Source organism: Paraburkholderia fungorum (genome assembly GCF_900099835.1).
Lineage (GTDB): Bacteria > Pseudomonadota > Gammaproteobacteria > Burkholderiales > Burkholderiaceae > Paraburkholderia > Paraburkholderia fungorum_A.
Genome location: NZ_FNKP01000001.1, coordinates 1,023,940 through 1,045,820, shown reverse-complemented (window position 1 = coordinate 1,045,820; position 21,881 = coordinate 1,023,940). Strand labels below are relative to the sequence as shown.

Here is a 21,881-nt window from a genome sequence, read left to right as displayed (position 1 = left end):
ATGCGGAAGCCTCCCCGTCTACTTGTTGTCCAGCGAATTTCGCTATCGCATGACCGCTTGATGTCGCGCTCGATCGCGGCCCGCTTTGGCCCGTTGCTGAACTACATGGCACACAACGGGATGCTCGAATGGGAGCAGATTGTCGAAAGCGACGTGACCGTCGGGCAGCTGCGCCGCTTCGATGCCGTGCTCTTCAACAAGCACACGTCCAATCGTGCCACCGACGTCATGCGCATGGCCAATGACCTGGGCCTGCGCACGATTTACGACATGGACGACTGGATCATCGATCTGCCGATGTACAGCGTCACCGATCTGAACGACGACTTGCTGGCCAATATCACGTGGCTGATCCGGCAGGCGTCGATCGCGACGGTTTCGAATCAGACGCTGCAGAACAGATTGCGGCGCCTCAGGCCGTCGGTGGTCGTGATTCCGAACGGCTTCGATCATCAGTCGGTTCCCTCCGCTCCGGAAGACTGGCGCGAAGCAACGCCGCCCAAGGTCCTGTTCTCCAACACGGACGGCATCAAGCTCGTCCAGTTCCGAAAGGAGTTCTTCAAGGTCGTGGTCGAGTTCCTCGAACGCCATCAGGAAGTCGTGCTCGAATTCTGGGGCGACGGGTTCCCGGAAATGACGCGAATTCCGCGTCTGGTTTCCAAAGGTTTTCTCGAGAACTCTGCTTATAAAGCGGCGATTCGCGACGAAGGCTATATGTTTTCGATCGTGCCGCTCGGCGGCCGTGAAGATCCCGATGCGCTGTTCTTCAACAGTTGCAAATCGTGCATCAAGTACATCGACTACGGCAGCCTGGGCATTCCGGGCATCTACTCGCAGTCGCCGGTGTACGAAGAGGCGGTGACTGACGGCAAGACCGGTCTGCTGGTCAACAACACGACCGAAGACTGGGCCAATGCCATGGAACGGCTTTATCAGGATGCGCAGTTGCGCAATACGTTGCGGCTCGAGGCGCATGCGGACACGCATCGGCGATTCGGCCTCGCGGAACCGGCGCAAACGTTCCTCGAACTCATCACCGGCAACAACGAAAGCTAAAGCGGATATACCGATATGGATCTCCTACTGATCAGACACGGGCAATCAGTCGCCAATGAAAAGCGCCTGCTGATTTCAACCGACAAAGACGGCCTGACCGAGTTGGGCAAAACTCAATCGGTCAATCTCGCCGCTACGCTCGAACGTTTTGCGTTCAGGCCTTCGCAGATTTATTGCAGTCCGTGGGCGCGAGCGCGGCAAACCGCCGAACTGGTTTTCGGCGACACGCAACCCATCAAGTTCGACGCGAGACTGGCCGAAACACATCCGGGCATCTACGGCTCCTGGCTCGAAGCCGATTTCAACGCGGCGTTTCCCGACTTCAACCGCGACATCCGCAATCGGTATGAAGAAGGCGAGTCGCACCTGGACATGGCACACCGGGTACAGCAATGGGTCGACAGCGAGATCCGGCCTCAAAGCGCGAACGCAGGGTTGCTCACCGTGGTTGCACATGGCGGCCCGATCAGCGTCATGCTGCAACACCTTCTCGGCGTACCTATCGAAACGCACTACCCGAGCTTTACCGTCCCGAACGCTTCGTTCACGTATCTGACGTGGCGTGCCGACCTGAACCGCTACTGCATGGAACGCGCAGGTCACGTATGAGTAAAACCGTTGCGATATACGAGCCGATCTACGCGGCAGATCAGACCCTCACATGTACGGAATTTCTGCCGTGGGTGATGGCTGACAATTCGCGGCCGCAGTGGCGCGAGTTCAAGATACTGGTTGATATGTATCGCAACGGCGATCATCTGCAACACAACTTCACCGGACTCTTCTCGCCGAAGTTCACGCTCAAGGCCAAGATGTCGGGAGCACGGTTCCTCGAATTCGTGCAACGTCATTCGAATGCGGATGTTTGCTTCATCAATCCGTTTCCGCAACTGGCCTATTGGTCGTACAACGTCTGGATGCAGGGCGAGCACGCGCACCCTGGCTTGAAGAAAGCGGCGCAGGCGCTGCTGGATGCTAGCGGCGTCGACCTGTCGATTCAGCACGCCGCGAGAAATGGCCCGCAGTCGTTGCTCTACTGCAATTTCTGGGTCGGCTCGCGGCGCTTCTGGCAAGACTATGTGGGGGGCGTGTTACTTCCCATTGCCGACTTTCTCGACGCCAATCCCGCCCACGCAGCGGCGGTCGCGGTGATGACCGACACGACCCATACCGATCCGGCGCCGTTTCTGCCGTTCATTATCGAGCGGCTGTTTAGCACGTATATTTCGCAGCGCGCGGATCTGGCATGCGCTGCGTACCCATTCGATGACCAGGAGCGGCGGGACTACTGCATCAACGACTTCGAGAAACTCCTGTTCGATCGTATGCGGACCAAAGTCGATGAAGCCGACGCTTCGGCAACCTTCTCGCCCTTGCTGATCGAGCAGATGGATATGGTTTGCGCGCTATGGCAGAAGCATTTCTTCGACTTCTATGCGTCGCGGCCGCACCCGCATACCGGTCAGCCTGTCCGGCTGGATTGAGCCACTTCAGACATTCGCGTTATACCTGGCGGACTTCGAGCGCAACGCGCTCGGACACATCCGCATTTGAATGAAACCGTATTTCGACGCAATTGAAGTTCGCACCATGCATTTAATTACACGAATTGCGATTTTATTCAACTTGGTATGTGAACTGTAATTGTCTGATTAATAAATTCGAATGCCGATTAGTTTCCAGACTCCTGATTTCCATGCAGCAAAATGCGGCAGACGATTAACAGCGCCACGCCATTAATGCTAAGGTGAAGCCTGTTTTTGTTCATCCGCTAACGCGCGTCAGGTGTTTCAGGTGATCGGAAAAAACAGAACATCCGCGTTCTGCGCAGTATGTGATCTAGTGCCCGAGCCCTATTCGTCGCGCGCCAAAAAGTGGCGCGACTTAGCGGCTATCCGCACAGAAGAGACAAATCAATAAATTGGCCAGCCGATGCGCACTCAGTCCGCTCTGAGAGCGCGACCAAAGGATTCACATTACCTTGGGAGGCAATATGAGGAACGAAGACGATGGTCTCGAAGCACTCAGCTATCGGGACAAGCGTCGATACCGCTTGTTGCGCGGATTGAATATTCAGAACAGCGTAGGCGTTGAAATTGGCGCGCTCTGCTGGCCGCTTGTTAGACGAAGTGATGGCGGTTCGATCATCTACGTCGATCATGCCGATACCCCGCATCTCCAGCAAAAATATAAAGACGATCCTAATGTCGCGGTGAACGAAATCGTCGACGTCGATGCGATCTGGGGCCAAAACTCTCTGCACGAGGCGATTAATGGCCGGTACGTCGATTATGTGGTTGCGTCACACGTGGTCGAGCATGTTCCCGATCTCGTCACCTGGCTGCGCGAACTCGCCGCCGTGCTCAAGCCGACCGGCGAAGTCCGGCTCGTGGTGCCCGACCGCCGTTTTACGTTCGACTATTTCCGCCGCGAGAGCGGCTTGCCCGAAGTTCTGGCGAGCTATATCGAACGCGCGCGGGTTCCTCATCCCTATTCCATTCTCGACTTCTGCCTGAACGCGGTCGATGTCAATGCGCTCGACGCATGGCAAAGGCGCATCGGCACCACGCCCTGCAGACTGCATCACACCTGGGAAGGCGCGCTGCATCTTGCGCGCGATTCGTTCGAGAACGGCACTTACCACGATGTGCATTGCTGGGTTTTTACACCGCGGACGTTCGCCAGGCTCATCAAGGATCTGTGCGGGATGAATCTGCTCGACTACGCGTGCGAGGGGTTCCGCGACACAGCGCGAAACGAAATCGAATTTTCCGTGGTGCTGCGACGTTCACGCGATCGGGAATACATCGCCGAGAGCTGGCGGCGCATGGAGGAAGCGGCGCACGATGCAGCCCCCGGCGTACCCTTCTGGCGGGTGCATCGCAAACTCAAAGAGATGACCGCCGAGGCAACCGGAACAGCACCTGCCACGCGCGTATCCGGACAGAAATACGATCTGGATGCGCTGGAGCCGATCGCGTTCCCGCCAGATTTCGACCCGGTCGATTATCTTGCCGCCAACCCCGATGTACGCGAGGCGGAGGTGGACCCGGTAAGTCACTACCGGCACTACGGGTGGCGTGAAGGGCGGCAGATTCGTCCTTCGACCGCGACAACGACGACGACGACGCCCTCGCCAACACCCTCGCCCGATCGCACCGTTGTTGCCGAATCGAAGTGAGAGCAACGCGCGCGTACCGGCACGCACTTTCCCTTACGTCGCGCTCGGTATGATCCACCGAAAAACTCTAACGCGAGTCCGGGATACACGCAGCCCAGGTCGGCGCGCGATCGCAACAGTCAGCATCAGGCAACGCCGCGTTGATTCTCATCGCAGTGATACGTAGAGCCAACTAGCGCGAAGCTTGACGGCACTGCGTTTGACCGCCGTCAAAAGATGCTGGCATAGTAATGCGGCCTGTCGATGGAGCGATGGGCACAACTATCGACGCGTCGGAAAAATGAAAATCAGAGCGGGTTCGGCCATTCCGGCTATCGTTGCGGTCGCTTTAGCGGTCTATATCTGCGTCACGACCCTCGTGGGTGTATTCAATCATTTCCTGTCCATTCCCACGCAGGATCAATGGGACGGGGTCATCGGATTTGACCAGAGCATTCGTCGCGGTGACTGGAAGGTTTTCTGGGAGCTTCACGTCAACCACCGCATCGTGATCCCGCGTCTGATTTTCCTGGCTGACATCAGATGGTTCGGCGGCTGGAGTATCTTCACGACGGTCGTCGGTCTGTGCTTCGCTGCCCTCACTACCGTTGTCATTGCTGCGCGAATCGAGCTTTCCGGAGCACGTTGGGTGGTCGCTGCCGCAGCGACTGTCGGCATGGTGTTTTCGTGGTGCAACGGCGACAACTACACCTTCCCGTTCAACGTTCAGAACACGGGTGTCATTCTGTTCGCGATTTGGGCAAGCGCGGAATTCACGCGCGCGGGCAACCGGTCTGCTCGGGTCCGCACCGCGCTATTGCTCGCCGTACTCGCCGAGCTTTGCGCAGCAAACGGCGTCTTCGTATTCCCCGTGCTCGTACTTCAAGCGTTGATTCTGCGCAGGCCGCGCAAAGAGATCGTGACGGTTGTGGTCGTCGGTGCAATCGCGGTCGCGGCCTATATGTACAAGTATGTGATGCCCGTGTATCCCGTCGATCCGGAGGTTGCGCAGATCCGATTCGCAAGTCTTCGATTCGCGCTACTGCTAGCCGGCTCACCCTTCATTCGAGTCGTCAACGATTTCAATGCGTGCGAAGTGGTCGGGGCGCTCGCACTGATTGCCGGGATTGGCGCGTGCGCCAGAACAGTGTTTGGACAGGAGGTCACCCGTTATCGCGCTTTCCTGATTGGAGGCGCCGCGTTTTGCGTCGTATCCATCCTCGCGGCCGCGAACGGCCGCTGGGTATTGGGACTCGCTAGCGCGTTCAGCGGACGTTACGTGATTCTGCCGCTTCTCTACTATCTGTTCACGGTTCTGCTGATCGTCGATCTGGTGAAGGAGAAAACATCGCTGCGCTTTATCGGGTACGCGCCGCTTGTGCTGCTGCTCATCTTTGCTCCGGTGCAACGTGAAGCCGCGTTCAAGCCCAATCTGTTCAACGCGAGGCTGGCTGTTCTCGGGCCGAAGATCGAACTCGATCAGCCGAATTTCGATAACTATGTCTATCCGACATCCATGCATACGCTTTATATGGAGTTCACCAGGTACGCGAGCACCGAAAACATTGGACCTTATTCGGCTGGCTGGCTGCACGACGCCGGCGTCGTGAGGTACGACCCGTTGCGACGGGACGACTCGCTGTGCAGCGGTACTTTCGAGAGCGCGATCCAGGCCGAATCGGGTCATCAGGTATTCGGCTGGGTTGCCCCGAAAAAGTCCCGACAAGACGCCGTGCTTGTCGTGGTGACCGATTCGTCAGGACGCACGATCGGTTATGGCGTCTCGGGCATGAGTCGCGCGGATGTGGCGCAACATATTGCGGGCGCGCCACTCGACGCAGGTTGGTCCGGCTTTACGGGTAAAGCGGATTTCGGTCCGGCATATGCCTATCTGGATGGCAAATTCTGCCTGCTCGCAAAGGTCCCGGATTTCACGCAGTGATTTCATTAATCATGCGTGGCCTCTATTTTTCGGGCACTAAGCAGAACCTCAATGTCGGTCCGGAATCTGCGCCGTCCAGTTCGGCGCCACCTTCATCACATAGCCGGTGCTGCTACGTGTGATTTCCGTTCTCGGCCACTCCTGCGCCTGAAATCGCGCAGCGCTCGACAGCAAGATCACCACGATCAATCCGCCGGCTACATAGCGCGACGTTGTCGAGGTCGCTGTCTCGAACGAAAGCAGCGCTGCCCAGAAGAAGAACATTAGCGCCGGATAAATATAACGGGCACCAAAGCCGTACCACATCATATGGTCGAGGTAAGGATTCGATCGGCCGGCGCCTAACAGCCAGATGAGGCCCGCCATCGATGCAAGCAGCAGACAGGTGCCGCGCGCACGCGATCTGGCCACCACGAATACCAGCGGAATAGCCAGAATCAGACCGGCAATGGTAGGAACGCTATCGGGCAAAGGCAGAAGATCGGTGAATACCTCGCGCAGCAGGCGCGCGCTGTAACGCAACAGATAGGGACGAGCGCCAAATTCGAGCGGGGGCGCCGCGCTCGTTTTCACCGCGTAGATTTGCCCAAGAACGCCAAGCAGATAGAGCAGAAAGAATCCAAACTGGCGACGTGACAAACGTCCGCTGCGCAATGCATAAGCGCCCGCTATAGTGACGGGGCCCAGCGCAATGATGCCAAAAGGCCCGGTGAGCGAAATTGCGGCTGCAGCGAGCCCGCGAATGATGTATCCCGATTCAGGTGGATTGAACAGGTTCTCCCACAGCAAAACCAGTAGTGCGGGAAACAGTATCCATTGAATATTCGTGACGTTCAGCAAACATTCGCCGGTCTGCGGCACGAGTAGTGGAGCAAGGGCGAAAAGCCCGGCTACCGGACGCGAGAAACGGCGGAATGCGTAAGCGATATAGGCACTGGTGAGCGCAGTAATCAGTACGCACGCCCACACGAAAAAATAGGGTGCCGCCGTGAGAGGCGTGGTCCTCATCTGAAGCCACGCGACGAGCCGGGGGACGAAATGCCAGTACCCGGAATAAGACAGAAAGAACGAATGGCGCCCGGCATCGTAGGCCTGGGTGATGAATATGGCGGCATCTTCCGCCCAGAGGTAGCCATGCTCGATGCGCGTCGGTGCCCGATACCACAAGAGCAATAGCGCACAAACAAAAATCAGCAGCGGAAATAAATAACGATTTTCGCGATTCATTGATCAGTTCACTCATCTTTTCAAACCGGATCTGACTTATCGGTCATTCGGCAAGCTCGTCCGAGATGGACCTGTGCCCGTGGCGTCGCTCTTTTTTCACCATGGGTAGCCGGCGAAACTCAAAGCATATCCGTGAAAACGACGCTTTCACTCGGCGGATTTACGCGAACGCGTAGCAGTGCGTTCTCTGAAAAGTACTGTGATGACGCCCTGGCTCTCTGCGTATTCGCCCGAATCAGGCAAACACGAATTTCTTGTCCAGCCGGTACTTGACCACATAACCAATCGCAAGCCCAATCGCGCCGCCGGTAAAGCGTGCAGCTTCCGAATGGAAAATTGCGTCGGCACCAAACTCGAAGCCCCAGAAAATCACGGTCGTGGCCAGGCCCATCACGGTATAAAGCATGAAGCTCTGGATTCCGTGCGACAGGTCCCGATGCTGGTATCGGAAGATCCAGATCTTGTCGAGCAGGAATTTCACCACGAGGCCGCCGCCCGTCCCGACGAACACCGACAACGGCACACCGTACGGTCCCGCATACACGATCAGGAACAGCTTCTGAAGTCCGATGTTCGCAAGAATCGAGATCCCGGCAAAAAGGGTGTAGAGAGTAACGAGACGGGTCGAACTCAAAGGCGTTGCGGGGGAGTTCACAAATGAAGCACCGTAGTCAGTGAGAGGAATCGCCCGCGCACATTGTCTGCGGCAGACGGCTAGAACGGTTCACAGTGCGGCAACGGGACCGGCACCAGGGACTAAGGACCGGATGCCAACGCGTGCGGGTCCATTCCAGCGCTTACAACGAAAGCCGTTTGAACACGCGGCCGGGAATCGAGCGGATGATCAGCATGATGCCCCACCAGAACCACGGCGTATAAATCACATCCTTGCCCTTCTCGACCGCCCGCACGATGTCGCCGCCCACCTTGTCGGGCGTCGCCACCAGCGGGCCAGGAAGCGGCAATCCGGCGGTCATCGGCGTGGCGACAAAGCCGGGCTTGATCGTCACGACATGCGCGCCGACCTTGAACAGACGTGCACGCAAGCCGTCGCAGAACGTGGACAGCGCGGCCTTCGCACTGCCATACAGATAATTCGACTGACGCCCACGGTCGCCCGCCACCGACGAAATCACCGCGATCGTGCCGCTCCGCTGCTGCTCGACGATATTCGCAAAGCGCGTCAGCAACGCGATGATCGACACTGCGTTGGTATTGAACTCGCGCACGGCGACGCTCACGTCGTCCTGACATACCTGCTGGTCCGGCAACGTGCCGGGCGCGACGAGCACGATATCCAGTGCGCCCAACTCGGCCGAGCAACGCTGCACGACGGCTTCGTGTTCGTCGAGCCGGTCGACGTCGAGTTGCTGGCACAGCACAGCGGCAGCGCCGCGCGCGACCAGATCGGCGGCCACCTGTTCCAGGCGGTCCTGATTCCGCGCAATCAGAAAAAGTCGCGCCCCCTGAGTAGCCCACTGACGCGCGCAAGCGATGGCGATGGCCGATGTGGCGCCGACGATAACGATGTTTTTCATACTCGAGTGGTTCGTTCCCAAAAGCGCGACAGCATGGCCGGATCGCGCAGTGCTTCAATCTGTTCCCATTGCGGATACGCGGCACGGAAATCCGCGCCGGACATATGGGCGTCTTTGGCCGGATAAAGGCGGCCGCCGCCCCCGCGCACGATGGCATCGAGCCGCGAGAACAGCGAGCGGTTCGATGCGTCGCGCTGGGGAAAATCAAGCGCGAGCGACGTGCCCTCGCGCGGAAAAGACATCAGCCCCGGCGACTGGATATCGCCGCAGCGCTTCAACACCGCAAGAATCGACCCGGTGCCGCTACGCGAAATCGTGTCGAGAATCTCACGCGTTGCGTCGTAGGCCGCCGCTGGCGGTATCACGCACTGGTATTGCTGGAAGCCGTTGCGTCCGTAAATACGGTTCCATTCGAGCAGGGCGTCGAGCGGATAAAAGTACGATTCGCAGTCGACCTTCGTGCGAACTTCCCGCTGCGTCTGGCGCCGATAATACAGTTCGTTGAAAGCACGCAAAGTCAGCCGGTTGAACACCGGAATCGGCAGTGTGAACGGCACCGTGCGCTTCTTGCGGCGCGCAACGTTCAACTGATCGTCGTTCGCGTGATCGCCCACCATGAAGACGCCACGACCCAACGACGCACCCCGGCTCGAACAGTCGACCCATGCGACGCTGTACTCATGTTGAGCGTCGAACTGTTCGGACAGCGTAAAGAACTCGTCGAGGTTGGCAAAGCGAATACTGGTTACATCGAGCGAACTCGATCGGACCGGCATCAGCTGAATCTCGGCCCACGTGATCAGTCCGGTCAAACCCAGGCCGCCGATCGTCGCGGCGAAGAACTCGGGTTGCGAATCCGGCGTGCATTCGAATTGCGTGCCGTCGCTGCGCGTCAGGGAAAACCGGCGCACGTGACGCCCGAACGTACCGCGTACGTGATGGTTCTTGCCATGCACGTCGTTGGCGATAGCGCCGGCCAGCGTGGCGTACTTCGTTCCTGGCGTGACCGGCAACATCCAGCCGCGTGGAATCGCAAGGTCGAGAATCTGGCCGAGCGTGACACCCGCCTCCGCGCGCAACACGCCGGTTTGTCCGTCGAACGACATGAAGCGGTCCAGCGGCAGCATCTGCACGACGCTCCCCGATGCCGCAAGACAACTGTCGCCATAGCTGCGTCCGTTGCCGAATGCGAGCGTCGTCTGCGCGTCGCCGATCGCGCGACGCCAGACGTCGGCGGCCGAATCGCGCCACGCAACCGGATGCGCGTCTTGCGGAAAATAAGGGTAACGCCCCCAGGACTGAACTGTCGCCATCGCCTAGATCGCCGCCCAGAACACCAGGCCGCACAGCGCGATGACCAGCCAGCTACTCCGGTCTTTCGCGGCGAAGATAATCGGGTCGTCGTGCATCGCGCCGCGATGCGCGATCAGCCACGTGCGGCTCACCCAGTACAGCAGCAGCGGACACGCAATCCAGATCAATTGCGGATGGCGGTACAGACTCGTCGTGTTGCCGTCCTGAATGTACAGCGCGAGCACCAGCACGGAGAGGTAGCCCGACGCCGCGCCGAGTGACGAGATCAACGGCAGATCGCTCGATACATAGCCCCGGCCGCGCGTCTTGACCTGCCCGCGCGCCTGCAACGAATGCAGTTCCGCATAGCGTTTGACGAACGCGAGACTCAGGAAGATGAACATCGAGAACGCGAGCAGCCAGAAGGTCAGCCGCGCGTCGATCGCGGCGCTCCCCGCGACGATACGCGTGGTGTACAGCAGCGCGAGCACCACCACGTCGATCATCACGCGCCGCTTCAGATACATCGAATACGCGAGCGTGAGTGCGTAGTATCCGAGCAGCACCACCGTGAACGGCGGCGGCAGGAATACCCAACCCAACACGAGTCCCAGCACGAGCAATACGGGAAATAGCGCGGTGCCCCACAGCAACGGCAACGCGCCGGACGCGAGCGGACGGCGCCGTTTTGTCGGATGATGCCGGTCGTCTTCGAGATCGAGCAGATCGTTCAGCAGATACACGCTCGACGCACACATGCCGAACGACAGAAACGCCACCAGCGCCGCCAGCACCAGCGCCGGGTCCGACGCCTGATGCGCGGCCAGCAGCGGCAGGAAGATCAGCAGGTTCTTCAGCCACTGATGCAGCCGTAGCGACTTGGCCCAGGTGCGCGCCCAGGCCGGACGCGCATCGATGACGCGCTCGACGTTACCCTGCTTGCGCGCCGCCCGCTCTACGCCCGCCGATGGGTTGACCACATAGGCGCGATCGGCCGCGGCCCAGACCGCGACGTCGTCGTGGGAATTGCCCGCGTAATCGAAGCCTTTCTCGCCGAATTCCGCGACCAGCTTGTCGCGCTTGCGATGCGCGGACAAATTGACATCGCTATGCGTCGCGAAGGTCTGGTCGAACAGCCCGAGGTGCTCCGAAATCGCGTTCGCATAGCGCTCATGCGTTGCGGTCGCGAGGACCAGGCTGCGTCCCGCCGTGCGCTCCTCTTTCAGCCATTCGAGCACGGCGGCGTCATACGGCAACGCGCTCACGTCGATCTGGGTCGCGTCGGCGAGACGCGCCTTGAGGTTGGGCTTGCCGCCTTGTGCCAGCCACAGCAAGGGCTCGTAAAAGCGATGCGGCGCGGATTTGACGAACGCGAACCCACACTCGATCAGAACATCCGAGCGAATGAGCGTTCCATCCAGGTCGACAACGAGGGGTCTACTGAACATTCACGTAGCCGTGGAAATGAGGAAATGAGGAAATTATGGATCGTAGCCGTGTAATATTTCCGACAAAGTCTGGCACGGGCGAATAGGCGACCACGCTCCGCAACGCTCTCACGTCACGGGTGATTCCGACGCTGCTCTTTATTATTTCGGGAAAAATCCTGACAACTCGCCGAAGTACCACGAGTCAGACGCACTTCCGGCACAACCGAATCGATGCGTTTGCCAAGATGGTACCAGCACATGGGCACGCCAAAATGGGCGCAACCCCACATCCGCAGCCGATCCTTTAGCCCGCCAACACCTCTTCGTAAAGCCGCCGGTACGCATTGCCCAGCGCCGGCCCGGAAAAAAGCCGCTCATAGCGCTCGCGCGCCGCCGCGCCCATTTTCAGTGCAAGCGGCTCATTCTGGACAAGCTGGTTGACCGCCGCCGCGAACTGCACCGGCGATTCAGGCGGCACCACGAAGCCGGTCACGCCGTGTTCGTTGACATACGAAGTGCCCGAGCCCATCTCGCAGCAGACCATCGGCTTGCCGAACATTTCCGCTTCGACCAGCACCATGCCGAACGCTTCCGAGCGCAAGTGCGAAGGCATCACCAGCGCGCGGCAGCCGCGCAGCAACGCGATTTTTTCCTCGTGCGACACCTGGCCCGCGAACACGACATTTGTCGCGCCGACGGTCTTCGCCAGTTCGGTCAGACGTTCCATTTCCGGGCCCGAGCCCGCGATGACGATCGTCGATGCAATCGACGGCGCCGCCTCGATCAGCGTATGCAGCCCCTTGTAGTACCTCAGCACGCCGAGCGCCAGCACATAGGGCTTGCCGTCGAGCTTCAGGCGATCCAGGCAGCCCGGCGCCGCATGGCCAAGTTGCGGATCGTCCCGGTAGTCGATGATGCCCAGCGGAATCGATTTCAGTCGCTGCGGATCGACGACATTCGCAAGCACGGTGCTGCTTTGTGCATAGACACCCGAAGTCGCGACCACCGCCGACATCGAACGCAAGGTAGCACGCATCAACGGGCCGTAAACGTAGCCGAGCGCACGCTGACGCACTACATCGGAGTGATAGGTCATCACTGCCGGCTTTTTCACCCGGCCAAGCAGATGCAATACGTCTGCGAACGGCCATGGAAAGTGAAAATGCAGCACGTCGGCCTGTTCGGCCTCGGCGCGGTAATGCCGCAGCGACTCGAAGCCGCCGAGGTCGCACGAAGCCGGCGCGGCCCACGAGCGCGAGCGCGTGACGACACCCTCCGGGTAGCGCACATCGCGCGGCGCCGGATTGGGCGACAACGTGAAGATTCGCGGATCGACGCCGCATGCCCGCGTGGACAGGCTGATCTGCCGGATGGCTTCCTGCAGCCCACCGGGCGGGTCGGGGAAATAGGTTCGATAAACGTGAAGAACTTTCATGCGTCAGCGCTCAGGCCAGTGCGTCCAGCGAGGCCGGCTTGCCGGTCCCGCCCGGATCGGTGCGACGGAAGGTGATCGCCAGCATCTTGTCGAGCCGCGCCTCCCACGTGTTTTCGCCGACGGCGTCGCGCGCTTCGTCCGCGCTCAGCTTGCCGCGGGCCAGCTGCTTTTCGATCGCCGCGATGAACGCGCCGGCGTCGCCGCCCACTTCGAGACCCGCGCGCGGTTCTTTCGCGAAGTCGAGCGGCGTCGCCACGACCGGCAGGCCGGCCGCGAGGTATTCATAGAACTTCATCGGAAACATCGAGCGGGTGTAGTCGTTCAGCAAAGTCGGCAATACGCCGACCTGCATGCCGCGCAAATACTGCGGCAAAACCTCGTAAGGGCGATAGCCCAGCCGATGCACATTCGGCAAGCGCGACAGTTCTGCAAACAGTTCGCTGCGCTGCCCTTCACGCTCCTCGCCGATGATCACCCATTGCCAGTGCGGCCGTGCCTTCGCTGTCTGCAACAGCAGCGGGAAATCGACCTTGAAGTCCGACAGCACGCCGTGATAGACGAGCCGCGGCTCGGGAATCGCGGCGAGTTCGGCGGGCAGCGCGGCGGCGGTGTCTCCCGTATGCGCGAGGCCGAAGTGCGTATCGTCGACGACGTTGCCGAAGAAATGCGTATTGGGGTTGAACGGCAAGCACACGTCCTTCAGCGACATCGCAGTCGTGAACACGGCTTCGCAGCGCTCGACCAACGCCTGTTGCGCGGTGCGAAACGCCACCACGTCGACGCCCGGAATCTCGGCGATATCGTCGACGCAGTGATACACGAGCGGCCCGCGCGGCAGCGTTGCAATCGAATCGAGCATGTACGGGTGATAAGTCCAGACCACCGGCTTGTTAAAGCGCTGCGACCTCGCGAAGCGCGTCACCGAAAAGCGCAGCAGCGCCTGGTTCAACGCGCTGACGAACGGCAGATGATGCCCGGCGGGCACCATTAGCGGCGACAGCACCCAGATGTTGTCCGCGCGACGCGGCGGCCCCAGCACGAGCGACTGAACGCCGCGCCACAGGCGACGCCACAGGCGCTTCCAGTCGCGTCCGCTGCCCACTTTCGGCGAGCGGAAACCGACGCTCTCCACGTACAGGACGCGCCAGCCGCGCGCGGCCAGGATACTCGCGGTGTGTTGCTTGTTGGTCCAGTACGGCTCGTCCCAGTCGGCGGTCGAGAACAGCACGCAGTCTTGCGCGGCCAGCACAGCGCTCTTCGCCTGTGCATCAACTTGCGCATCAACCAATGAACACCTCGACCGGGCGGCCTGCGAGGCTCTCGACGATACGTTGCGAAGCCAGGCCGTCGCCGTACGGATTCGCGCGATTGCGCAATGCCGCGCGACGCGCCGGATCGTCGAGCCAGCCGCTGACCGCGCTTTCGATATTCGCCGCCGCCTGGCCCGCGAGTGTCGCGAAACCGGCGTCGACGCCTTCGCGGCGTTCCGTGTGATTGCGCATCACGACGACCGGCACGCCGAAGGTCGGCGCTTCTTCCTGAATGCCGCCCGAATCGCTGACCACCACGGCGCTGCCGCTGATCAGATAGAGACTGGTCGGATAGTCGACCGGCTCGATCAGCGAAAGATTGGCGATGCCATCGAGTTCACGATGCACCGGCGCGCGCACGGCCGGATTCAGATGCACCGGAAACACCCAGCGATAATCGCTGTAACGCTGACACAAATCGCGGAGTACGCGGCAAATGTCCTGCAAGACGTCGCCGAAATTTTCACGCCGATGGCAGGTGACGAGCACATGCTCCTTCTGCGCGCCATGCCATTCGGGCAACGGACTTTTCGGCGGATTCGCGTGCCAGCTTTCGCGTACTGCGGCAATGGCATCCACCACCGTGTTGCCGGTCACGACGATCTTGTCCGCTGCCACGCCTTCGCTCAGCAGATTGCAGCGCGCCAGTTCGGTCGGCGCGAAATGCAGCGTCGTAATGCGGCTCAGCAGGCTGCGATTCGCCTCTTCAGGAAACGGACTGGCGAGGTCGCCGGTACGCAGACCCGCTTCAACATGGCCTACGCGAATACCCCGATGAAACGCCGCGAGACCCGCGCAAAACGCGGTGGTCGTGTCGCCCTGCACGATCACCCAGTCGGGACGCACGTCGTCCATCGCGTGATCGAGCGCGGCGATCAGGCGCGACGACAACGCATTCAGCGATTGCCCCGCGCTCATCGTTTCGAGCGTGATATCCGGTTCGATGCCGAAGAATTCGAGCGCCTGCGCAGCCATGTCCTTGTGCTGCCCGCTCGCGCAAACGACCGTGTCGAATTCGGCGCGCAAGGCCCGCACCACCGGCGCCAGCTTGATCACCTCGGGCCGCGTGCCCATCACCACCATGACTTTCATTGCAACGGTTTCCCCGCTTCGACCTGCATGTGAGCGCCACGGAATTCGACGCCGAGCGTGAGCGGCTTCGCTTCGCCAGACGGCGTCAGGACGCGGAACGCGCCGTCCTGTTCGACGATCTGCGTGAGCGATCTGAATCTGATGAAATCGAGCGCGGCGTCTTCGTGCATGAAGAGCGGCTTTTGCGCCCGGCTGCGGATATACGCGATGAACTGCTCGTGCGCGTCGATCCGCGACGCTTCGTCTTTCCAGCCGTACGCGTAGCGCTCCGAGAACGGATGATCGAGATAGCCGAACAGCGTGTTGGTCGCGTACGCGTAGTCGAAGGCCTGCTTGAAAACGGCAAGCGGATCGCCTTCGGCAAGCATGCATTCGCCATGCAACATGCACTGCTGACTATGTCCGACGAAGCCTGCGGGCAGGCCCGCCAGCGCGCCGCCACGCGCGGTCAGAAACTCGGGATCGTTACGGATGATTCCGCCGACGCAACCGAGGTAACCACCATCTGCGAGACCGCGCATGGCGTACGACGGCGACTGGTGAAACGGCGACACCGCATAGCGCACCGGCACGCCCGTCACCGCCTCGAGCAGTTCCGCCGACTGGCGCCCTTCCGCGAACGCGTTGTCGTAGCTGCCACCCCAGTTCGGCGCATGCGTGGCCGTGTGCGACAGCACCGCGCCCTGTTGCCGGTCAGCCAGCAGTTCGCGCAAGATGCTGTGCTGATCGGCGCGATTCAGGTTCTGCGTGTGAACCGCGAGCGTGAACGGCACGCCCAGCCGTTGATACGTTTGCCACAACGGCCGCGCCGATTCGATATCTTCGTCGCAATCGAGCCGCGACGTGATCGCCGCGTCGTAACCCCAGGGCAATTCGCTCAGCACCGGTTGGCACGGCATCGCGTCGGCGCGATATCCCGACAGGAATTGCTCGACAAGGCGCCATTCGAACGAATCGCAGGGTCCAACTGCACGGTTGAACCACAGCACGCTCAGCGCGTCGACGTCCCACAACGCGGCGTAGGCGAATTGCCGCTCGCCATTCACGACGACCGACGCTAGCTCCGCTTCGGCGGGCACCTGCGCCACTTGCCCGATCGACCAGATCGAGCCGTCGCAACGAATCGCGCCGTAGCCGAGGTTGTTCCATTCGTCGGTGAAATCGAAACGTTCGAACGGACGTTGCCATGGCTGGCCGCCGAGCGTGCGCGCCAGTTCGCCGTAATGAACCACCGCCGCGCTCCCGCGCGATTCGTACGACGGCGCCGCCGCGCTTCGGCTCGCCGCGACCAGCGCTGGCGGCAGTTCGGCGTACTCCGGCTGATAACCCAAATGGCTCGCAAGCGCGCGCGGCATGGGCCCGAAGACCACCAGCTTGCGCGGGCCGCCGTCGAGCCATGCGATCAGGTCCGCGCTCCAACCGTCGGGCACGTTGACCGCGACGATCACGTCAGGCGCATGCGAGCGCAGCATGCTGCGCGAAACCGGCTGCGCCTGGGTTGCGCTGACCGAGCGTTGAACGGCCGCGAGCACATATTGTGCGGCCTCAGCCGACGTATCGGGATACAGAACACCAATCATGCCGTCACCACATGTCTAAATTTTGCCCGGCTGCCGACCCGCACGAAGTCGTCATGTCCGACATACGCGATCGTGAACGCGTCCTGCCAGAAATGGCGCAGCTTCGCGGTTGTCTCTTCAGCGCTGGCGGCAGGCTCCAGCACGATCCGCAAGGTAGGCGGCGACGTCCGCAAATCGATCTGGAATTCCTGAATGCCACCGACGCGATGATCCAGCATGTCCTGGATATGGTGCGTAGGATGCGCGACGCCGTTGATCGGCACGACATCGTGAATGCGCCCGACCACGTCGGTCAGGAAGAAGCCCTTCAGCGTTTCCTGCACGCGCGCGAGGTCGCCCGTTGCGTAGCGGATCAGCGGCATCAGCCGGTTGCGGAAACCGGTGAAGACGAGTTCGTGCGCGCCGTCGGCATGATTCTCCGACACGCGGCTTTCCGGCCAGCCCTCGGATTCGAGAATCTGGAAACCGCCTTCGTGACCGTCGAGTTCATAGGCCATCACGCCGAGTTCGGCGAGGCCGTAACGGTCGATCACGCGGCAGCGCAGTGCCGACGCGATCATTTCGCGTGCATGCGGCTCGAGCAGTTCGCCGCTCGATTCGAACACCTGGAACGCCTTGCCGCCGCCGTACTTGCGCTGCACGTAGCACGCGAGCGCGTACATGGTGGACGGATGCGAGTGCGCGAGATACGGCTTGCGGCGCTTCAACGTGCGCCACATTTCCTCGAGACCCTGATCGTCGATCCGGTCGAAGAAAATGTTGCTGCGGTTCATCGCAAAGCATTTGAAGTCTTCGCGCGACGGCCACTGCGGAATCGCCTGATCCGGGAAACGGCACGCAAAGTGAAGCTCCGAACGATGCCGCAGCTTGCCGATCCGCTCACGACAGTAGCTGGTCACCGCCGACGAGTAATCCGCGCCTTCCTGGTCGTAGTAAATCGTGGTGGACAGACCCGTCGAGCCGCCGGTCTTGCACGCGTGATGCGGGGCCGCCTCGAGCGGCACCGACAGCAGACGCGGCCCCTGTTCGCGGATGATGTCCTTGGTCAGATACGGCAGTTCTTCGAGGTAACGCGGGTCCTGCCTGACCTTTGAAGGATCGAACTGCCGCGCCTGAAAAAGATCGCGGTAATAAGGCACGTTTGCACCGGCGAACTCGAGCATGCCCGCGAGCCGCTCCCGCGCAATGCGTTTGCGGTGCGGCACAGGCAGCGTGTAGTGCTCGCGCAGCTCTCGAATCTTCGGACGCACAATGCGCTTTTCCCGGCTCTCCGCAATCGGATAGGCGATATAGCCGCCGGCGAATCCCTTTAAGGTGCGAAACGGCTGACGCACCAGCACGGATTCGGAGTATCGAAGAAAGGGGTGATTTGCTCGCATGAAATTCGAACCTTGTTGCGCGTTGGTTTGCGCCTCTATGCCGCGCTTCTGAAGTGCGCTTGTGGGTTATGTCTGTCCGGTTTTTGCCGGTTGCGCCGCGACGGCTTTCGCGAGCGCCGCGGCGGTACGATGGTGCTGGGCCTCACGTCCCACGAAACACCGGTGAGTGTCGATACGTGCGCGGCACGTGCCGACGCGTGCCTGGGATGAAGACCGCGCGGGGCGCAGCTTACGCATCGAGGCACGCTGCCAGCGTGCCCTCGCGCCCACCAGGCCGCAGACGCGATCTCAATGCGGCAATCCCGCGCCGCGGCTGATCAGCGGCTCGTCGTTCTTCTCCGGCGGGCTCACGGGCTCGTCCGCCACCACTTTGCCGTGTTCCATCGAAATCTTGCGGGTGCACACGCGCGCCACCAGCTTCGGATCGTGCGACGCCACCACCAGCAATGCCGCCTTGCCGACCAGCCCTTCGAGACGCTTGGCCGCCTTCACGGCGAACTCCGCGTCGCCGACGCTCAGCCATTCGTCCATGATCAGGATATCGGCTTCGACGCTGGTCGAAATCGCGAACGCGAGGCGCAGCATCATCCCGCTCGAATACGTGCGGACCGGCAGATTCAGGTAATCGCCGAGTTCGCTGAAATCGGCGATTTCGTCGATCTTGCTGCGGATTCGCGCCGGCTTCAAACCGTCGAGAATGCCGCGCAGATAGATGTTTTCGAAGCCGGTGGCGTCGGGGTCGAGACCCATCGACACGTCGAGCAGCGACGCGATCTTGCCCTGCACCTTCAGCTCGCCGCGCACCGGCGCGTACACGCCCGACAGCGTGCGCAGCAACGTGGTCTTGCCCGAACCGTTATGGCCGATCAGACCGATGCGTTCGCCTTCGGTAAAGCTGAAGCTGAGGTCGTCGATCGCCTTGACGATCGCATGGCGACCCGCGTCCTGGCCGATCCGGCCACCCGTCGTGAGATTGAGCACCGCCTTTTTCAGCGAGCGGTGGGAGTTCTCGTAAATCGGAAATTCGACGGAGATGTTACGAGCGACAATCGATGAAGAACTCACAATATCAAAGCCAGTAAGGAACGCGATTACGGAAACGTTTCATCAGGAATTGCGAGAACGCAAAACCGACGATCAACAAGCCGATCGACCAGGCCCACGACTCCCAATGAGTCGGACGGCCTGTGAGCGGCGCGCGCACCGTTTCGATCAGGTGATACAGCGGGTTGTATTCGGCAACCCACGCGCGGTCTTTCAGAATTTCCGGCGACCACATGACCGGCGTGAAGAAGAACACGACCTGGATCAGATTGGTGACGATCGGCGGAATGTCGCGAAAACGCGCGCACAGCACGCCGAGCGTGACGCCGAGCCACACGCCGTGCAGCAGCAGGATGAACAGCGCGAACGGCACCAGCACAAACTCCCAGCCCGGCCAATGTCCGAAGGCGAGCAGCAGCACCACGACCACCGGCAGGCTGTGCAGCAGGATCACGAAGTTGCGCCACGCGATCCGGCAGACATGCACGGTGAGCGGCAGACGGATCTGTTTGATCAGATAGGCCGCGCCGATAAACGCCATGCATCCTTCATTGGCGACCGATGCCAGGTACGCCCACACGACCAGACCTACCGCGAGATACGGCAGGTAGTCGGAGATTTCCTGATGTAGCAATGTGGAGTACAACGCGCCGAGCACGGCGACCATGATGATCGTGCTCAGCGTGAACCAGAACGGCCCGAGCACCGACCGGCGATAGCGCTGACGGATGTCGTGCCAGCCGAGCGTGCCCCAGACCCGCACCGACTTCATACCGACGATCAGGTCGTCTTTCTCGGTGTGACGCGTCAGGTCTTCGGTATTGTTGGTAAAACTGATATCCATCTCAAGTACGTCCGTAAATGTCTTCAAAGCGGACGATATCGTCTTCGCCCAGATACTCGCCGCTCTGCACTTCGATCATCACAAGCTCGACTACACCCGGATTTTCGAGGCGGTGTTTGTGACCTGCAGGAATATAGGTCGACTGATTGGTTGACACGAAGAATTCCTGTTCGCCGTTGACGACCTTCGCCATGCCGCTGACCACCACCCAATGCTCGTTCCGGTGATGATGCATCTGCAGGCTGAGGCTCCCACCCGGCTTGACCTCGATGCGCTTGATCTTGAAGCGCGGACCTTCTTCGAGCACCGAATACGTGCCCCACGGCCGATGCACCGTGCGATGCACCTTGTAGGTATCGTGACCGCGCAACTTCAGTTCGGCAAAGATCTGCTTCACGTCCTGCGCCCGGTCCTTGTTCGCGACGAGCAACGCGTCGGGCGTGTCGATCACGATCAGGTTGTCGATGCCCACTGCGCCGATCATTCGCGAGCCGCCACGCAGGTAGCAGTTGTTCACGTCGACCAGCAGCGCCTCGCCTTCCACGCGGTTGCCGCTCGCGTCGGCCGGCGAGAGATCGCTGAGCGCGGTCCACGAGCCCACATCGGTCCAGCCGATATCGCAGCGCACCACGGCCGCCTGCTGGCACTTCTCCATCACCGCGTAATCGAACGAGAGTTCCGGCACCGCGCCGAAACAGCCGGGTTCGAGACGCACCTGCGCGCCGTCCTTCCCTTCGGCGGAGGGGGACTTCTCCATGCACACTGAGGCGGCGTCGAGAATCTCCGGGCAGTGCTGCCGCATTTCCTTCAGGATCGTGCCCGCCGTGAAGCAGAACATGCCCGAATTCCACACGAAGCGGCCCGATGCGAGATATTCGCGAGCCTTGTCGAGCGAAGGTTTTTCGACGAAGCGCACGACCTTGTCGCCGTCGGCCTCGATGTAGCCGTAGCCCGTTTCAGGCGTTTCGGGATGCACGCCGAAAGTCACGACCTTACCTGCCTGCGCGAGCTTCGTCGCGGCTTCGACCGCTGTGGCGAAAGCCTGCTGGTCGGCGATCAGATGATCGGCGGCGAGCACCAGCATGACCGTATCGTCGCCGTGCACTTTCGCCGTATGCAAGGCCGACGTCGCTACCGCCGCGGCGGTGTTGCGGCCGAACGGTTCGAGGATGAACGAAGTGCGATGGCCTTTCGCATTCACTTCGCGGAAATCGTCTTCGGTTTTGAAGAACAGATCGCGATTGGTTACCGTCAGCACTTCCTTCACGCCGGGCAACGCCACCGCGCGCAGGAAAGCCTTTTGCAGCAGGCTTTCGCCATCCGCGAGTCGGATGAACGGCTTCGGGTGCAACTCGCGCGAGACGGGCCAGAGTCTTGACCCAGCGCCGCCACACAGGATGATCGGTAACAAACTCACAGAGTCCCCTCGGTACGGTATTTATTACGCCACATCGACGTTACCTCGATGCCAATCGACGTCGCCGCGTACACGTTGATGTTCGGCATGACTCAACAAAACAGCAGGCCGTACGGCCATGTGCGCGTGCTGAA

General features: G+C 60.7%; 18 protein-coding genes. 5 read left to right on the top strand and 13 right to left on the bottom strand.

Annotation, left to right across the window (positions count from 1 at the left end; genetic code table 11):
• From BLS41_RS04645 to BLS41_RS04625, 5 genes are all read left to right on the top strand, one after another.
• A complete protein-coding gene (locus BLS41_RS04645; protein ID WP_074763223.1) occupies positions 1-1,056 on the top strand; it encodes a glycosyltransferase family protein in 1,056 nt (351 codons plus the stop codon).
• A 15-nt stretch (positions 1,057-1,071) separates the two neighbouring features.
• Positions 1,072-1,665: a histidine phosphatase family protein gene (locus BLS41_RS04640; RefSeq protein ID WP_074763222.1), complete on the top strand. Its 594-nt coding sequence runs from the start codon at positions 1,072-1,074 to the stop codon at positions 1,663-1,665.
• Positions 1,662-2,540, top strand: a complete 879-nt coding sequence (locus BLS41_RS04635; RefSeq protein WP_074763221.1) for a hypothetical protein — start codon at positions 1,662-1,664, stop codon at positions 2,538-2,540. The genes BLS41_RS04640 and BLS41_RS04635 overlap by 4 nt, the downstream gene beginning before the upstream one ends.
• Positions 2,541-3,049: 509 nt before the next feature.
• A complete protein-coding gene (locus BLS41_RS04630; protein ID WP_074763220.1) occupies positions 3,050-4,237 on the top strand; it encodes a class I SAM-dependent methyltransferase in 1,188 nt (395 codons plus the stop codon).
• Between the two features lie 280 nt (positions 4,238-4,517).
• The gene (locus tag BLS41_RS04625) at positions 4,518-6,158 is read left to right on the top strand and encodes a hypothetical protein (protein ID WP_074763219.1); all 1,641 of its coding nucleotides are present in this window, start codon (positions 4,518-4,520) and stop codon (positions 6,156-6,158) included.
• Positions 6,159-6,206: 48 nt separating this feature from the next.
• Here the strand turns inward: BLS41_RS04625 and BLS41_RS04620 are convergent, their stop codons facing one another.
• From BLS41_RS04620 to BLS41_RS04560, 13 genes are all read right to left on the bottom strand, one after another.
• Positions 6,207-7,385, bottom strand: a complete 1,179-nt coding sequence (locus BLS41_RS04620) for a hypothetical protein (RefSeq protein ID WP_074763218.1) — start codon at positions 7,383-7,385, stop codon at positions 6,207-6,209.
• 235 nt (positions 7,386-7,620) lie between these two features.
• The gene (locus BLS41_RS04615; RefSeq protein ID WP_436971973.1) at positions 7,621-8,040 is read right to left on the bottom strand and encodes a GtrA family protein; all 420 of its coding nucleotides are present in this window, start codon (positions 8,038-8,040) and stop codon (positions 7,621-7,623) included.
• Positions 8,041-8,182: 142 nt separating this feature from the next.
• Positions 8,183-8,923 carry an SDR family oxidoreductase gene (locus BLS41_RS04610; protein ID WP_074763216.1) on the bottom strand — a complete coding sequence of 247 codons (741 nt, stop codon included), beginning with the start codon at positions 8,921-8,923 and terminating at the stop codon, positions 8,183-8,185.
• Positions 8,920-10,236 (bottom strand): FAD-binding oxidoreductase, encoded by a 1,317-nt coding sequence (locus BLS41_RS04605; protein ID WP_074763215.1) that lies wholly within the window; start codon positions 10,234-10,236, stop codon positions 8,920-8,922. Before BLS41_RS04605 ends, BLS41_RS04610 begins: the two co-directional genes overlap by 4 nt.
• A 3-nt stretch (positions 10,237-10,239) precedes the next feature.
• Positions 10,240-11,664, bottom strand: coding sequence for a UbiA family prenyltransferase (locus tag BLS41_RS04600; protein ID WP_074763214.1), 1,425 nt, complete (start codon positions 11,662-11,664; stop codon positions 10,240-10,242).
• A gap of 286 nt (positions 11,665-11,950) precedes the next feature.
• Positions 11,951-13,081 carry a glycosyltransferase gene (locus BLS41_RS04595; protein ID WP_074763213.1) on the bottom strand — a complete coding sequence of 377 codons (1,131 nt, stop codon included), beginning with the start codon at positions 13,079-13,081 and terminating at the stop codon, positions 11,951-11,953.
• Between the two features lie 10 nt (positions 13,082-13,091).
• Positions 13,092-14,369 carry a glycosyltransferase gene (locus BLS41_RS04590; protein WP_074763212.1) on the bottom strand — a complete coding sequence of 426 codons (1,278 nt, stop codon included), beginning with the start codon at positions 14,367-14,369 and terminating at the stop codon, positions 13,092-13,094.
• The gene (gene wecB, locus BLS41_RS04585; RefSeq protein WP_074763211.1) at positions 14,362-15,483 is read right to left on the bottom strand and encodes a non-hydrolyzing UDP-N-acetylglucosamine 2-epimerase; all 1,122 of its coding nucleotides are present in this window, start codon (positions 15,481-15,483) and stop codon (positions 14,362-14,364) included. The genes BLS41_RS04590 and wecB overlap by 8 nt, the downstream gene beginning before the upstream one ends.
• Positions 15,480-17,063, bottom strand: a complete 1,584-nt coding sequence (locus BLS41_RS04580; protein WP_074763210.1) for a polysaccharide deacetylase family protein — start codon at positions 17,061-17,063, stop codon at positions 15,480-15,482. Before BLS41_RS04580 ends, wecB begins: the two co-directional genes overlap by 4 nt.
• Positions 17,060-18,442 (bottom strand): phenylacetate--CoA ligase family protein, encoded by a 1,383-nt coding sequence (locus BLS41_RS04575; RefSeq protein WP_074763209.1) that lies wholly within the window; start codon positions 18,440-18,442, stop codon positions 17,060-17,062. Before BLS41_RS04575 ends, BLS41_RS04580 begins: the two co-directional genes overlap by 4 nt.
• A gap of 288 nt (positions 18,443-18,730) precedes the next feature.
• Positions 18,731-19,507 carry an ABC transporter ATP-binding protein gene (locus BLS41_RS04570; RefSeq protein WP_074763208.1) on the bottom strand — a complete coding sequence of 259 codons (777 nt, stop codon included), beginning with the start codon at positions 19,505-19,507 and terminating at the stop codon, positions 18,731-18,733.
• A 4-nt stretch (positions 19,508-19,511) separates the two neighbouring features.
• Positions 19,512-20,330, bottom strand: a complete 819-nt coding sequence (locus tag BLS41_RS04565) for an ABC transporter permease (protein ID WP_074763207.1) — start codon at positions 20,328-20,330, stop codon at positions 19,512-19,514.
• A 1-nt stretch (position 20,331) separates the two neighbouring features.
• Positions 20,332-21,747 carry a mannose-1-phosphate guanylyltransferase/mannose-6-phosphate isomerase gene (locus BLS41_RS04560; RefSeq protein WP_074763206.1) on the bottom strand — a complete coding sequence of 472 codons (1,416 nt, stop codon included), beginning with the start codon at positions 21,745-21,747 and terminating at the stop codon, positions 20,332-20,334.
• Between the last annotated feature and the right edge of the window lie 134 nt (positions 21,748-21,881).

Excerpts from the sequence above, each read along its gene's own strand:
- BLS41_RS04645 (WP_074763223.1), top strand. The coding sequence starts at position 1 with ATGCGGAAGCCTCCCCGTCTACTTGTTGTCCAGCGAATTTCGCTATCG.
- BLS41_RS04635 (WP_074763221.1), top strand. The coding sequence starts at position 1,662 with ATGAGTAAAACCGTTGCGATATACGAGCCGATCTACGCGGCAGATCAG.
- BLS41_RS04625 (WP_074763219.1), top strand. The coding sequence starts at position 4,518 with ATGAAAATCAGAGCGGGTTCGGCCATTCCGGCTATCGTTGCGGTCGCT.
- BLS41_RS04640 (WP_074763222.1), top strand. The coding sequence starts at position 1,072 with ATGGATCTCCTACTGATCAGACACGGGCAATCAGTCGCCAATGAAAAG.
- BLS41_RS04610 (WP_074763216.1), bottom strand. The coding sequence starts at position 8,923 with ATGAAAAACATCGTTATCGTCGGCGCCACATCGGCCATCGCCATCGCT.
- BLS41_RS04595 (WP_074763213.1), bottom strand. The coding sequence starts at position 13,081 with ATGAAAGTTCTTCACGTTTATCGAACCTATTTCCCCGACCCGCCCGGT.
- BLS41_RS04575 (WP_074763209.1), bottom strand. The coding sequence starts at position 18,442 with ATGCGAGCAAATCACCCCTTTCTTCGATACTCCGAATCCGTGCTGGTG.
- BLS41_RS04600 (WP_074763214.1), bottom strand. The coding sequence starts at position 11,664 with ATGTTCAGTAGACCCCTCGTTGTCGACCTGGATGGAACGCTCATTCGC.
- BLS41_RS04565 (WP_074763207.1), bottom strand. The coding sequence starts at position 20,330 with ATGGATATCAGTTTTACCAACAATACCGAAGACCTGACGCGTCACACC.
- wecB (WP_074763211.1), bottom strand. The coding sequence starts at position 15,483 with ATGAAAGTCATGGTGGTGATGGGCACGCGGCCCGAGGTGATCAAGCTG.
- BLS41_RS04580 (WP_074763210.1), bottom strand. The coding sequence starts at position 17,063 with ATGATTGGTGTTCTGTATCCCGATACGTCGGCTGAGGCCGCACAATAT.
- BLS41_RS04605 (WP_074763215.1), bottom strand. The coding sequence starts at position 10,236 with ATGGCGACAGTTCAGTCCTGGGGGCGTTACCCTTATTTTCCGCAAGAC.
- BLS41_RS04620 (WP_074763218.1), bottom strand. The coding sequence starts at position 7,385 with ATGAATCGCGAAAATCGTTATTTATTTCCGCTGCTGATTTTTGTTTGT.
- BLS41_RS04630 (WP_074763220.1), top strand. The coding sequence starts at position 3,050 with ATGAGGAACGAAGACGATGGTCTCGAAGCACTCAGCTATCGGGACAAG.